Annotated in this window: 16 protein-coding genes; 10 read left to right on the plus strand and 6 right to left on the minus strand. The window is 68.2% G+C overall.

What is annotated here, in order from left to right; all coding sequences use genetic code 11:
* Nucleotides 1–3: 3 nt before the first annotated feature.
* The 3 genes from rpsU to JC881_RS06550 all read left to right on the plus strand — a co-directional run bounded on the left by rpsU (nucleotide 4) and on the right by JC881_RS06550 (nucleotide 1,253).
* Complete coding sequence (gene rpsU / locus JC881_RS06540; protein ID WP_007833691.1) at nucleotides 4–216, plus strand: 30S ribosomal protein S21; 213 nt, start codon at nucleotides 4–6, stop codon at nucleotides 214–216.
* Nucleotides 217–327: 111 nt separating this feature from the next.
* Complete coding sequence (locus tag JC881_RS06545) at nucleotides 328–777, plus strand: GatB/YqeY domain-containing protein (protein WP_198784829.1); 450 nt, start codon at nucleotides 328–330, stop codon at nucleotides 775–777.
* Entirely contained in the window at nucleotides 777–1,253 is a 477-nt protein-coding gene (locus JC881_RS06550) for an NUDIX domain-containing protein (RefSeq protein WP_198784830.1), read from the plus strand. Before JC881_RS06545 ends, JC881_RS06550 begins: the two co-directional genes overlap by 1 nt.
* A 6-nt stretch (nucleotides 1,254–1,259) precedes the next feature.
* On the opposite strand, the gene JC881_RS06555 is transcribed toward JC881_RS06550, so the two are convergent.
* Nucleotides 1,260–2,021, minus strand: a complete 762-nt coding sequence (locus JC881_RS06555; RefSeq protein ID WP_198784831.1) for a sulfite exporter TauE/SafE family protein — start codon at nucleotides 2,019–2,021, stop codon at nucleotides 1,260–1,262.
* A gap of 100 nt (nucleotides 2,022–2,121) precedes the next feature.
* Here JC881_RS06555 and JC881_RS06560 point away from each other — a divergent pair, with 100 nt between their 5' ends.
* Nucleotides 2,122–3,039 (plus strand): LysR family transcriptional regulator, encoded by a 918-nt coding sequence (locus tag JC881_RS06560; RefSeq protein ID WP_198784832.1) that lies wholly within the window; start codon nucleotides 2,122–2,124, stop codon nucleotides 3,037–3,039.
* On the opposite strand, the gene JC881_RS06565 is transcribed toward JC881_RS06560, so the two are convergent.
* The 5 genes from JC881_RS06565 to JC881_RS06585 all read right to left on the minus strand — a co-directional run bounded on the left by JC881_RS06565 (nucleotide 3,014) and on the right by JC881_RS06585 (nucleotide 7,558).
* On the minus strand, nucleotides 3,014–4,003 hold the full coding sequence (locus tag JC881_RS06565) for an SDR family oxidoreductase (RefSeq protein ID WP_198784833.1): 990 nt from the start codon (nucleotides 4,001–4,003) through the stop codon (nucleotides 3,014–3,016). The genes JC881_RS06560 and JC881_RS06565 overlap by 26 nt on opposite strands.
* On the minus strand, nucleotides 4,000–4,902 hold the full coding sequence (locus JC881_RS06570; protein WP_198784834.1) for a bile acid:sodium symporter family protein: 903 nt from the start codon (nucleotides 4,900–4,902) through the stop codon (nucleotides 4,000–4,002). The genes JC881_RS06565 and JC881_RS06570 overlap by 4 nt, the downstream gene beginning before the upstream one ends.
* A 17-nt stretch (nucleotides 4,903–4,919) precedes the next feature.
* A complete protein-coding gene (locus tag JC881_RS06575; RefSeq protein ID WP_198784835.1) occupies nucleotides 4,920–6,248 on the minus strand; it encodes a flavin-containing monooxygenase in 1,329 nt (442 codons plus the stop codon).
* Entirely contained in the window at nucleotides 6,248–7,078 is an 831-nt protein-coding gene (locus tag JC881_RS06580) for an SDR family oxidoreductase (protein WP_198784836.1), read from the minus strand. The genes JC881_RS06575 and JC881_RS06580 overlap by 1 nt, the downstream gene beginning before the upstream one ends.
* 93 nt (nucleotides 7,079–7,171) lie before the next feature.
* Entirely contained in the window at nucleotides 7,172–7,558 is a 387-nt protein-coding gene (locus JC881_RS06585) for a DUF4280 domain-containing protein (protein ID WP_198784837.1), read from the minus strand.
* Nucleotides 7,559–7,785: 227 nt separating this feature from the next.
* Between JC881_RS06585 and JC881_RS06590 the strand changes: the two genes are divergently transcribed.
* The 6 genes from JC881_RS06590 to JC881_RS06615 are packed head-to-tail and all read left to right on the plus strand — an operon-like array spanning nucleotide 7,786 to nucleotide 11,899.
* A complete protein-coding gene (locus JC881_RS06590) occupies nucleotides 7,786–8,358 on the plus strand; it encodes a DUF4255 domain-containing protein (RefSeq protein ID WP_198784838.1) in 573 nt (190 codons plus the stop codon).
* 7 nt (nucleotides 8,359–8,365) lie between these two features.
* Nucleotides 8,366–9,373, plus strand: a complete 1,008-nt coding sequence (locus JC881_RS06595) for a hypothetical protein (RefSeq protein WP_198784839.1) — start codon at nucleotides 8,366–8,368, stop codon at nucleotides 9,371–9,373.
* Between the two features lie 34 nt (nucleotides 9,374–9,407).
* On the plus strand, nucleotides 9,408–10,775 hold the full coding sequence (locus JC881_RS06600; RefSeq protein WP_198784840.1) for a phage tail sheath family protein: 1,368 nt from the start codon (nucleotides 9,408–9,410) through the stop codon (nucleotides 10,773–10,775).
* Nucleotides 10,776–10,828: 53 nt separating this feature from the next.
* Nucleotides 10,829–11,263, plus strand: coding sequence for a phage tail protein (locus JC881_RS06605; RefSeq protein WP_093431235.1), 435 nt, complete (start codon nucleotides 10,829–10,831; stop codon nucleotides 11,261–11,263).
* A 22-nt stretch (nucleotides 11,264–11,285) separates the two neighbouring features.
* Nucleotides 11,286–11,726 (plus strand): phage tail protein, encoded by a 441-nt coding sequence (locus JC881_RS06610; protein WP_198784841.1) that lies wholly within the window; start codon nucleotides 11,286–11,288, stop codon nucleotides 11,724–11,726.
* Nucleotides 11,727–11,737: 11 nt separating this feature from the next.
* Nucleotides 11,738–11,899 carry a DUF5908 family protein gene (locus tag JC881_RS06615; protein ID WP_198784842.1) on the plus strand — a complete coding sequence of 54 codons (162 nt, stop codon included), beginning with the start codon at nucleotides 11,738–11,740 and terminating at the stop codon, nucleotides 11,897–11,899.
* The last annotated feature ends 109 nt before the right edge of the window (nucleotides 11,900–12,008 follow it).

Below are 12,008 nucleotides of genomic sequence, written 5' to 3' on the forward strand. Positions count from 1 at the left end.
TCAATGACCACCATCCGCGTTAAAGAAAACGAGCCCTTCGACGTCGCTCTGCGTCGCTTCAAGCGCACCATCGAAAAGCTCGGCCTGCTGACCGACCTGCGCGCCCGCGAGTTCTACGAAAAGCCGACCGCCGAGCGCAAGCGCAAGAAGGCAGCCGCCGTCAAGCGCCACTACAAGCGCGTGCGCAGCATGCAGCTGCCCAAGAAGCTGTACTAAGCAACACCTGCGGGCAGCCGGCCCTCGACGAAAGTCACCGCCCGCGCCCCGTTGCCTCAGCCGCGCCAGGGAAACCTGCCGCGGCTTTTGTTTTTTCCGAAAGGCTGACGAATGACACTCAAAGAACAGATCACCGAAGACATGAAGACGGCGATGCGCGCCAAGGACTCCGAGCGCCTGGGCACCATCCGCCTCCTGCTCGCGGCCCTGAAGCAAAAGGAAGTCGACGAGCGCGTGGAACTGGACGACGCCATGGTCGTGGCCATCGTGGACAAGATGGTCAAGCAGCGCAAGGACTCGATCGCCGCGTTCACCACCGGCGGTCGCACCGACCTCGCCGACAAGGAAGCCGCCGAGATCAAGGTGCTGGAGGTCTACCTCCCCCAGCGCATGAGCGCCGATGAAACCGTGGCCGCCGTGAAGGCCATCGTGGCCGAGCTGGGCGCCAGCGGCCCCGGCGACATGGGCAAGGTGATGGGCGTGGTCAAGACCCGCCTGGCCGGCAAGGCCGACATGGGCCAGGTCAGCGCAGCGGTCAAGGCCGCCTTGACGGGCGCCTGATGAGCGACAGCAGCGCCAGCCCCTCCGATCCGATCCTCAAGGCCTGCGCCTGCCTGGTCGACGCGCGGGGCCGGCTGCTGGTGTTCCGCCACCCCGGCGACGGCAACACGCAACTGCCCAAGGGCACCATCGAGCCCGGCGAATCGCCCGAGGTGGCGGTGCGGCGTGAGCTGCTCGAGGAATCGGGCATCGACTTCACGGGCGAGCTGCAATCGCTCGGCACGCTGGACCGCGAATGCGAAGCCGGCGTCGAGGGCAACACGCACCGCCATCCGCAGCTGTGGCACCTGTTCCTGATGCGCGCCGAGGCGCCGCTGCCCGAGACCTTCGCGCACATGGCCACCGGCAGCCCCGAGGAAGAGGGCCTCGTGTTCTCCTTCCGCTGGCTGAACCCGGACGATCCGCTCGAGGACTTCGCCCTGCCCTACCGCCAGACCATCGAGCGCGTGCGCGCCGCGCTGCTGTCCGTCGCCTGAGGCACTTCAGGCCATGGCGCGAACCGCCATGTACGTCCCCAGCAGCGCCAGCCCGGCCAGGAAGCAGCGCTTGAACACCGCCACCGGCAGCTTCTGCCGCAGCCACGTCCCGATCACCATGCCGACGATCGCCGGCACCAGCATCGCGACCGACCCACCCACCGCCGCCATCGGATAGCCGCCATTGCCCGCGAGACCGATGCCCAGCACGATGGTCGAGGTGGTGAACGAAATCCCCATTGCCTGGATCAGCGAATCGCGCTGGAACCCCAGCGCTTGCAGATAGGGCACGGCCGGCACCGCGAACACGCCGGTCACCGCGGTCACCAGCCCGGTCACCACGCCCACCAGCGGCCCCAGCCACCACTCTTGCGCCGCAGGCGCGTGCAACTGCCGCCCCGTGAGCCCCCAGAGCGCATAGGCCACCAGCGCCACGCCGAGCGCCACCGACGCCCACGCGCCCCCCGGGGCGCCGAGCCACAGCGCGCCGCCCAGCGTCCCCACCACGATCCCCGCCTGCATGCCGCCGATGCGCCGCAGCACCGCGCCGAAGCTCGCGCGCGGCCCGGTCTGCCAGATGTTCGTGACGAGCGAGGGCACGATGAGCAGGGCCGCCGCCCGCACCGGTGGCATCCACAGCGCGAGCAGCGCCATCGACACGGTCGGCAGCCCCAGCCCGATCACACCCTTGATCACCCCGGCCAGAAGAAATACGGCGGCAGCCGCGGCCCAGTGGCCCGCCGTCAGTTCGTTGGAAAAAATCGTCATTGCCGCCGAGTCTGCAGACCGGGCGCGCCCCTGAAAATGCGGCATTCGCGCACCCAGCCTCAGGCACAGGCTGAGGCTCGCGTGCTACCTTGCGGCCATCATGCGATTCGACCTCACGGACCTCCGGCTCTTCATCCACGTCGTCGAGGCCGGCAGCCTCACCGCGGGCGCCGAGCGCTCGCACATGACGCTCGCCTCGGCCAGCCAGCGCGTGCGCGGCATGGAAGACGCGCTCGGCAGCCCTCTTCTCACCCGCCACGCGCAGGGCGTGCGCCCCACCGAGGCCGGCCGCACGCTGCTGCACCATGCGCGCGTCGTGCTGCAGCAGATGGAGCGGCTGCGCGGCGAGCTCGGCGAATACGGCCAGGGCCTCAAGGGCCACGTGCGCTTCATGTGCGGCACCTCGGCGCTCACCGAGCACCTGCCCGAGGTGCTCAGCCGCTTTCTCGCGCAGCACCCGCGCATTTCGGTCGACCTGGAGGAGCGCCCGAGCCCCGACACCGTCGATGCGCTGCGGGCGGGCCTCTGCGACATCGGCATCGTTTCCGACGCAATCGATTCCGAGGGCCTCGAATGCCATCCCTTTCGCCGCGACGACCTCGTGCTCGTGATGCCGCGCGGCCATGCGCTGGCCGCGCGCCGGCGCGTGCATCTGGCCGAAGTGGTCGACGATGAATTCGTGGGCCTGCCCGCCGACACCGCGCTGCAGCAACTGCTGACCGGCCACGTCCGCGCCCTCGGCAAGCACCTGGCCTACCGCGTGCGCGTGCGCAACTTCGAGGCGGTGTGCCGCATGGTCGAGTACGGCATCGGCGTGGGCATCGTGCCGCAGACCGCGGCCGAGCGCTGCGCCCGCTCGATGAAGATCGCGCGCGCCTCGCTCGCCGATGCCTGGGCCGAGCGCACGCTCATGGCCTGCGTGCGCTCGTCGGAAGATCTGCCGATCAACGCGCGGCGCATGCTCGAGCACCTGATCGCGCCGCCCGAAGAAGCTACCAGGAAGAAGACGCGGAAGTGACCGGCCGCCCCTGCCGCGCACGTGCCACGACGAACGCGTCGAAGGCCTCGCTGCTGGTCTTGCGCGGCACGTAGCCGAAGCGCTCCTTCAGCGCCGTGTTGAGCAGCACCGGCCGGTAGCGCAAGAAGTCGAGCTGCTCCGGGCCGTAGCGGCTGACACCCAACGCCGAGCCCACCGCGAGCGCCGCCTTGAGCACACCCGCCGGCCAGTCGGTCGCCCGCTTGCGCAGGCGCGATGCGATCTCGTGGATGGTGAGCGCGCCATCGCCCGCGAGGTTGTAGCAACCGGGCGGCGCGCCGCCCAATGCATGCGCGATGGCGCCCGTCACGTCCTCGTCCCACACGAACACGAACGGGCTCGCGCTGCCGCGAATGGCGATCAGCCGCTTCTTCTCGAACAGCGCGGTGATCTGGTTGTCGACCCGCTCGCCGAGGATGGTGCCGATGCGCAGCACCGTCTGCGCGAGCGCGGGGTGCATCGCGCGATAGTCCGCGAGCATCTCCTCCACCTGCCGCTTGTGGTCGGCATATGCGAACACCGGGTTGCCGCGAAGGGGCTGCGACTCGGTCATCCACGCCGGGTTGTCCGCGTGGTACCCGTAGGCCGCGCCGCTGGACGACACCACGATGTGCCGCACGCCCTGCGCCACGCAGGCTTCGAGCACGTTGCGCGTCCCGCCCACATCGACCGAATGCTCGAACGCGCGGTTCGAGTCCTTGCCCGGCGTGACGATCGAAGCCAGGTGCACGACCGTGTCGATCGCGTATTCGGCGAGCGTGCCGGCAATGCCCGCATCGCGCACGTCCTGCTGCCGATAGACCACGCCCGGCAGCTGACGCTCCGCAGGCACCTCGCGCACGTCGAGCGACACGAGCGCCTCAAGCGACTTCCCCACCAGCGCAGCCAGCACGCCGCGCCCCAGAAACCCATCGCCGCCCGTCACGAGCACGCGGCGCGCACTCATGGCGTCGCGGGCTTGCGCCCCCACCAGCTCGCGAGCGCGAGGCCCGCGATGATGTCCCAGAAGCCCCACACGCCCGCCACCACCGCCATGCCGCCCAGCCCTCCGAAAAAACTGAAGATCAGCACCAGCCCGAGCCCCGCGTTGCGGATGCCGACCTCGATCGACACCGCGCGCCGGTCGTAATCGCCCAGCCCCGAGAGCCGCGCGCAGAGATACCCCGTGCCGAAGGCCAGCGCATCGTGGATCGCCACCGCCAGCAGCACCAGCCCCACGTAGTCCAGAAAGTAGCGCCAGTTGCCCGCGATGGCGCCGACGATGAACGCGATCAGCGCGAGAAAGCTCAGGATGCGCGCCGGCTTCTTGATGCGCGCCGTGAACCCTGGCAGCTGATGCGCGCAGGCCACGCCCAGCACGAACGGAATGCCGATGATCATCACGATGTGCCCCAGCATGTCGAGCGGATCGAGCGCAATGGTCTTGAGCAGCGCGGAGGCCGTCGGATGCAGCCCGCCCCAGAATGCGAAGTTCAGCGGCATGACGACGATGGAGAGCGCATTCGAGATCGCCGTCATCGACACCGACAGCGCCACGTTGCCGCCCGCGCGGTGCGTGAGGATCTGCGAGATGTTCCCCGGCGGGCAGCACGCCACCAGGATCATGCCCAGCGCGATGCTCGGCCCCGGCTTCAGGATGAGCGTGAGCGCGAAGGTCACCGCCGGCAGCACGATGAACTGCGCGCCGATGCCCACCGCCATTGCGCCCGGCATGCGCGCGACGCGCTTGAAGTCGTCGATGCGCGTGTCCAGCGCAATGCCGAACATCAAAAAGCCCAGCACCACGTTGAGCAGCACCAGCGAGGCCGGGTTGAAGTGAAGGCGGATTTCGTCGACGGGCAGCATGAGAGTGGTGACCTCGTTCAGCGCGGATCGGCCAGCGCCGCCGAGGCGCTGCGCACCGCCGCGCGGTAGGTGTCCTTGTGCACGTAATACGCCATGCGCTCGAGCTGCAGGTACTTGTAGCCGCCCGACAGATCGGGCGCGGGCCCCTGCACCGCCGCGCGCAACGCATCGGCCTTGGGCGAACCGACCGCCTTCGCTCGGAAGTAGCGCGCCAGCAACTCGGCCTGCTCATAGCGCCCCTGCCAGCCGATGCCGCTCGCCTCGATCATCCCGAGCACGCCGATATTCTCGAAGCGCGGCGCGAAGATGTTGAGGTAAAGGCGCGGCGCCATGCCCTCCCAGTTGAGCAGCGCACGGTCGATGAACGGGTAGTGCAGCGCATAGCCCGTCGCGGCCAGAATGAGGTCGTAGTCGCGCGCGCTGCCGTCCTTGAAATGCACCGTGTGTCCCTCGAGCCGCGCGATGTCGCCGCGCACGCCGATGTCGCCGTGCCCCACGTGGTGCAGCACCAGCGAATTCACGATCGGGTGCGACTCGTACATCCGGTAGTCGGGCTTCGGAAACCCGAAGCGCACCGGGTCGCCGGTGAACCACTTGAGCACCGTCGCATCGACCCGCTGCTTGAGCCACGGCGGCAGCGGCCGCTTGCCGCCGAGCGTGTCGGCGGGTTTGCCGAAGACGTACTTCGGCACGAAGTAATAGCCGCGCCGCACCGAGATGTCCACGCTCTTGGCGTAGTGCACCGCATCGACGGCGATGTCGCAGCCCGAATTGCCCGCGCCGACGATCAGCACGCGCTTGTCCTTGAAAAGCTCGGGGTGCTTGTAGTCGCTGGTGTGCAGCAGCTCGCCATCGAAGTGCCCGTCGAAGCGCGGGCGCTTGGGCTCGGCGAGCGTGCCGTTGGCAATGACCACGCCCTTGTATTCGGCCGTCTCGCCGGCGCCGTCGCCGGTACCGACGGTCACGCGCCAGCGCGTGTCGGGCGCCTCGCTCACCGGCTCCACGCGCAGCACGCGCGTGTTGAAGCGAAAGTGCTCGCGCAGCCCGAAGCGGTCGGCGAAGTCGCTGAAGTAGCGGCGCAGCTCGCGGTGGCTCGGGTAGTCGGCCACCGAGTCGGCCATCGGGAATTCGGCGAATTCGGTGGTGCGCTTGCTGGAGATCAGGTGCGCCGAGTGGTAGACCGTGGAGCGCGGGTTGTCGATGTCCCAGAGGCCACCCACGTCGCTGTGCGCTTCGAAGCCCTGGAAGGGAACGCCGTGCTTCTGCAGGTTGCGCGCCCCTGCAAGACCCGAAGGGCCGGCGCCGATGAGCGCGATCTTCTCGTGGGTGGGGACGTTGTCTGCCATCAGTGCGGTGGATGTTTGTCTGAGACGCCGGAAAGACCGGGAATGGCGGTGGCACCCGCCTCGCCCACGCGCGGCTTGCGCGGCTGCCCGCGCAGAACGCGGTCATGCAGCTTCTCGGGCAGCAGGTTCAAGAGCTTCGAAAGCCAACCGATGCGGCGGGGCAGCACGATCTGTTCACGCCCTGCACGCACGCCGGCAAGCAGCTGATGCGCGGCCTCCTCGGCTTCGAGCAGGCCCGGCATCGCGAAGCGGTTGCCCGCCGTCAACGCAGTGCGGATGTAGCCGGGGCTCACGGTGTGCACCGTGATGCCCGTCTCGCGCAACTCGGCACGCAGGCTTTCGAGATAGCGAATGAGCCCCGCCTTGCTCGCGCAGTACGCGCCGTTGCCCGGCATGCCGCGCCATCCCGCGATGCTGGCCACGCCGACCAATGCGCCACGCTGCTGCGCACGCATCGGCTTCACGAACGGCTGGAAGGTGGTCGCCGCGCCAAGCAGGTTGATCTCCAGCATGCGGCGCAGCACCGCGAGGTCATCGGCCTCGGCCGTGTCGAAGCCGCCTGCCACGCCCGCATTGGCGATCACGAGGTCGGGCACGCCGGCCCTGGCCATCCAGTCGATGGCCATGGACTGCATCGCGGCGCTGTTCGACACATCGGGCGTGTAGGCCGCGCAGCGCCCAGGTGCCAGTGCAACCAGCACGTCCAGCTTCGCCACGTCGAGGCCAACCAGCGCCATCTGCGCGCCACCGTCGATCAGTTCGCGCGCCAGTGCCTGGCCCAGGCCACCGCAGGCTCCGGTGAGGACGACGTTGCAAAACGAAAGAGGCATATGCGATGAGGCGGCGAGTGGCAAAACGCAGCCACTTTAGCCGCGCACCCTCCTCGCGCTCCCCGGCGTTTTCCCTTGCGCGACGTGGGTGCTTCAGGTGACGTCCACCACCACCTGCCCCGGCGTCACGACGCTGATCACGCCGCCCCACACGCACTGCAACGTGCAGCCATCGTGCAAGGCGGGCATGCCGCCCAGCTGCACCATCGCGGCCCCGGGCGTCCACGGCGCGGGCGTCACTGGCACGCAAGGCATCGGCGTCAACACACCGGCCGCGGCCGCCGTGGCCGATGCCACCGAAGGATTGGCGGGACTGCGGCACATGCCGAAAGGCGAGATGTTCAGAAAGGGCACGCTGTCCTGCACATTGCCCGGCGGGCCCGCGGGCATCGCGGCCACCTTGGGCGTCGCGTTGAACGCCGAAGGCGCAAGCCCCATCGAGCACGAGACCTGGGCACCGCTGCACACCTGCTTGGGCATTCGCACGCTCCTTCGTTCGTCGTTCCGGGGACGGTTTGCACCGGTTCCAGCTTAGCGGCGCACCCGTGGAGTTCAAGCGCCAGGCGGCCGATGCGCGCTCGGCTACACGGCCGATGGAGGTTCGTCGTACCTCCTGAGGTCTACGGCCGTTGGCTCGATTGCGCACGCCAAACCCCGGGAATATGGTTGCGCTCCCCGATACCGAGGGGATGTTTCTGGAAGGGTGCATGGTGATCGACACAGCGCTTGATTTCATCGCCGACGAGGTCAATGTCCATCTGCGCAAGCGCACGGGCAGCGAGCTCGGTGCCGTGGACATCGGCCCGATCGTCGACGACCGCGGCAACTGGCTCGGCGTGGTCGATACCACCCGCCTCACGCTGTTCCAGATCGACGAGGAGCGCGTGCTGCGCGAGCAGATGCCCGAGCGTGCCATCGTCGGCGGCCGCGAGGTCGTGCTGCCGCCACCGCTCAAGCTCAACCTCGTGCTGCTGTTCTCGGGGCGCTTCCAGCAGTACGCACAGGCGCTGCGCACGCTCTCGCACATCATGGGTTTCTTCCAGGCGCGGCCGCTGTTCACGCCGCCCGACAGCCCCGCGCTGCCCGTGGGCCTGGAGCGCGTGTCGCTCGAGCTGCTGAGCTACGGCCCCGAGCAGCTGAACCAGATGTGGACGTGCCTGGGCGCCAAGCACCTGCCCTCGGTGGTGTACCGGATGCGGGTGGTGGCGCTGCAGGACATGGAGCCGATCGGCACCGGCATGCCGGTCACCTCGATCCAGACCTCCCTGCACGGACGCTGAAGACACCATGGCCCGCATCGACTTCCGCCCGCTCTGGACCATCGAGGTGCAGCATGCCTTCTTCGGCGGCGCCTGCGATGCGATCGAGTTTCTCGTGCCGCCTTCCACGCAGCGCGCCCTCGCCGGCGCGCATGCCATTGCAAGACAGCGCGACGGCCGCCTGCACGTGCTCTACGAAGCCGACGAAAGCGCACAGCCGCTCTCGCCGCTTGCGGGCCGCAGCTTCCTCTTCGGCCTCAGGCCGCGCGAGCCGTCGTTCGACCTCATCACCGTGCCGCTCGGCTTGTCACCGGGCGATGCGGCGCTCTGGCGCAACGCGCCCGATGCCGACGCACTCACTGGTCCCGCAGCAGTGCGAATGAGCGGCGAGCAGTTGCGCATCGAGCCGCGTTCGTCGCAACGCCCGTTGACCCTGCGCCTCTTCGATGCGACCGACACGCAGCGCGCGCAGAACATGCTCAACATCGGCGACGAGGCATGGACGCCGTTGGGCCTTTTCACGCGCGGCATCTGGCGCATCGAGGAAGACGATGGCAACGCGCCGCCGCAGAGCTGGCGCCTGCAGGTCGAGCCCGAGCTGGCGGGCGCATGGGGCCTGCTCGAACTCACCGTGGACGCCGGCCACATCGCCGCCGGCCACGCCTTCACGCTCTCGTTCGCCGCGCGCACCGACACACTGCGCTACTACGTCGTGGCCAGCCGCTTCGGCGAGGCCGAGTTCAACCAGGTGCAGGTGCTGGACAACGGCTTCGCCGCCGAGTCGCGCCCCGCCATCCAGTTCAACCGCGTGCTGCCCGCCGCCTTCGGCGCCGGCCACCTGGCGCCCGGCCTGCTCGACCCCACGGGCGGCGCGCGCATCGCCCTGTTCGAGGCCCAGGCCAGCGTCGCGCGCCGCGCGCGCGGGCCGTCGGGGCTGGAACTGCACCGCAACGGCGACGTGCTGGTGGGCCACCTGCCCCAGCCCGGGGCCGACCGCGCCGACGCGCAATTCGTCGTCCACCTCTCGCAATCCTGAACCATTTCGCAAGCACAGCAAAGGAGCCTTCGCCATGCCGACCTACCGCACGCCCGACGTCTACGTCGAAGAGATCTCGGTCTTTCCACCTTCGGTGGCCGAAGTCGAGACCGCGATCCCGGCCTTCATCGGCTACACCGGGCAAGCCCGCAAGGTGAGCGCTGGCGACCTGGCCAACCGGCCCACCAAGATCTACAACTTCGCCGAATACGAGCAGTACTTCGGCGGCCCGGACACGCCCGACATCGACGTGGCGCTGGTGGCCGACGGCCCCGGCTTCATCGCCACGGTGACGCCGCCCGACATCACCTACCTCATGTACTACGCGGTCAAGATGTTCTTCGACAACGGCGGGGGCAAGTGCTACATCGTGTCGGTGGGCGGCTATGCCGATGCCATCGACATCGCCGACTTCACCGCGGGCCTGGACGCCGTTGCGCTGGAAGACGAGCCCACGCTGCTCGTGTGCCCCGAGGCCGTGCAGCTGGGCGGCACGGGCTACGACACCATGTCGCAGAACATGCTGATCCAGTGCGGCACGCTGAAAGACCGCTTCGCGATCCTCGACCTCTTCGGGGGCGAGGCCGCGCAGGACAACACGGCGCTCACCGCCAACCGCGCGCGCGTGGGCAACAACAACCTGAAGTACGGCGCGCTCTACTACCCCTACCTGCGCTCGAGCTTCAACCATGCGGTGATGGGCCTGGGCACGAATGTCAACGTCACCATCGGCGGCGGCGCCGCGGCCACGCTCGACACGCTGCAGACCACCGCCACGGCCGCCTTCAACGCCGCCAAGGCGGCCCTCCTGGACCACTACATCGTGCTGCCGCCCAGCGGCGCGGTGGCCGGCGTGTATGCCGCGACCGACACCGCGCGCGGCGTCTGGAAGGCGCCCGCCAACGTGGGCCTGGCCGACGTGGTGGAGCCCACCGTGCGGCTGGACAACGCGCGCCAGGACGAGCTCAACGTCGATGCCACCACCGGCAAGTCGATCAACGCGATCCGCGCCTTCGCGGGCAAGGGCACGCTCGTGTGGGGCGCGCGCACGCTGGCCGGCAACGACAACGAGTGGCGCTACGTGCCGGTGCGGCGCTTCTTCAACATGGTGGAGGAGTCGGTCAAGAAGAGCACCTACTGGGCCGTGTTCGAGCCCAACGACGCCAACACCTGGGTCAAGGTGCGCGGAATGATCGAGAACTACCTCACGCAGAAATGGCGCGAGGGCGCGCTCGCGGGCGCCACCACCAAGGACGCCTTCTTCGTGCGCTGCAGCCTGGGCACCACGATGAACGCGCAGGACATCCTGGAAGGCCGCATGAACGTGGAGATCGGCATGGCCGCCGTGCGCCCCGCCGAATTCATCGTCCTGAAGTTCTCGCACAAGCTGCAGACCAGCTGAGCGACACCCCCATTCATCCATCGATTGATTGAAACCCTCGAGGAGCCGACGCCATGCCGCAGCAATACCCTCTTCCCGTCTTCCACTTCACCGTCCAGTGGGGTGGCACCCGCCTCGGTTTCTCCGAAGTCAGCGGGCTCACGCAGGAGAACCAGGCCATCGAATACCGCGACGGCTCGTTCCCCGAGTACTCGTCGATCAAGATGCCGGGCCTTCGCAAGTTCAGCAACGTGACGCTCAAGCGCGGGATCATCAAGGCCGACAACGACTTCTTCAAATGGCTCTCCACCGTCAAGCTCAACCAGGTGGAGCGGCGCGACGTGGTGATCTCGCTGCTCAATGAAGAACATGCGCCGGTGATGACCTGGAAGATCCACAACGCCTTCCCGGTGAAGGTGGAAGGGCCGGGCCTCAAGGCCGCGGGCAACGAGGTCGCGATCGAGTCGATCGAGATCGCGCACGAAGGGCTCGAGCTGCAGAACGACTGACACATCAGTCAACAGGCCCGTCATGTTCACGCCCCCTCTGGGCTTCCACTTCAAGGTGGAAGTGCTCGGCATCACGCCCGCGGCGGACGACCTTCGTTTCACCGAGGTCGGCGGTCTCGCGCTGGAAATCGCCACCGAGGACATGCCCGAAGGCGGCGAGAACCGCTACGTGCAGCGCTACCCCGGCGTGGCCAAGTACGGCGACCTGGTGCTCAAGCGCGGGCTGCTCAAAGACAGCCAGGTGTGGAACTGGGCGCGCCAGTGCATCGAGGAGCTGGACATCACCCCGCGCGACGTGGACGTGACGCTCTTGAACCCCGAGCACGAGCCGCTCATGACGTGGCACGTGGTGGGCGCCTTTCCAACGAAGTGGTCGATCGCCGATCTCAACGCGTCGGCCAACACCTTCGTCGTGGAGACGCTGACGCTGGCCTACAAGTATTTCCGGCTCGACAAGAGCTGAAGGAGCCTTCCATGCCCATCGTCGTGGATGAAGTGGTGATCACTGTCGAGGTCGGCAACGCGGCCGGCGGCGGGACCGCGACGCCGCCCGCGCCGGCGGACGATCGGCAGTCGCTGGTGGCGGAGTGCGTCGAGCGGGTGCTCGAAATTCTTCGCGATCGCGAGGAGCCTTGAGATGAGGCTCCGATCTCTTGTTCATCGTCGCGGGAGTCATTCAGGGCGCGATCCCGCCGACGGGGTACCTTGCTCCGCGAATGTCCCCCGGGCTTCGCCCTCCTCCTTG

The organism is Variovorax sp. IB41, from assembly GCF_016405905.1.
Lineage (GTDB): Bacteria > Pseudomonadota > Gammaproteobacteria > Burkholderiales > Burkholderiaceae_C > Variovorax.

Coding starts and splice junctions, on each gene's coding strand:
- JC881_RS06600 (WP_198784840.1), top strand. CDS start 9,408: ATGCCGACCTACCGCACGCCCGACGTCTACGTCGAAGAGATCTCGGTC.
- JC881_RS06550 (WP_198784830.1), top strand. CDS start 777: ATGAGCGACAGCAGCGCCAGCCCCTCCGATCCGATCCTCAAGGCCTGC.
- rpsU (WP_007833691.1), top strand. CDS start 4: ATGACCACCATCCGCGTTAAAGAAAACGAGCCCTTCGACGTCGCTCTG.
- JC881_RS06545 (WP_198784829.1), top strand. CDS start 328: ATGACACTCAAAGAACAGATCACCGAAGACATGAAGACGGCGATGCGC.
- JC881_RS06565 (WP_198784833.1), bottom strand. CDS start 4,003: ATGAGTGCGCGCCGCGTGCTCGTGACGGGCGGCGATGGGTTTCTGGGG.
- JC881_RS06595 (WP_198784839.1), top strand. CDS start 8,366: ATGGCCCGCATCGACTTCCGCCCGCTCTGGACCATCGAGGTGCAGCAT.
- JC881_RS06580 (WP_198784836.1), bottom strand. CDS start 7,078: ATGCCTCTTTCGTTTTGCAACGTCGTCCTCACCGGAGCCTGCGGTGGC.
- JC881_RS06590 (WP_198784838.1), top strand. CDS start 7,786: ATGGTGATCGACACAGCGCTTGATTTCATCGCCGACGAGGTCAATGTC.
- JC881_RS06560 (WP_198784832.1), top strand. CDS start 2,122: ATGCGATTCGACCTCACGGACCTCCGGCTCTTCATCCACGTCGTCGAG.
- JC881_RS06555 (WP_198784831.1), bottom strand. CDS start 2,021: ATGACGATTTTTTCCAACGAACTGACGGCGGGCCACTGGGCCGCGGCT.
- JC881_RS06615 (WP_198784842.1), top strand. CDS start 11,738: ATGCCCATCGTCGTGGATGAAGTGGTGATCACTGTCGAGGTCGGCAAC.
- JC881_RS06610 (WP_198784841.1), top strand. CDS start 11,286: ATGTTCACGCCCCCTCTGGGCTTCCACTTCAAGGTGGAAGTGCTCGGC.
- JC881_RS06575 (WP_198784835.1), bottom strand. CDS start 6,248: ATGGCAGACAACGTCCCCACCCACGAGAAGATCGCGCTCATCGGCGCC.
- JC881_RS06605 (WP_093431235.1), top strand. CDS start 10,829: ATGCCGCAGCAATACCCTCTTCCCGTCTTCCACTTCACCGTCCAGTGG.
- JC881_RS06585 (WP_198784837.1), bottom strand. CDS start 7,558: ATGCCCAAGCAGGTGTGCAGCGGTGCCCAGGTCTCGTGCTCGATGGGG.
- JC881_RS06570 (WP_198784834.1), bottom strand. CDS start 4,902: ATGCTGCCCGTCGACGAAATCCGCCTTCACTTCAACCCGGCCTCGCTG.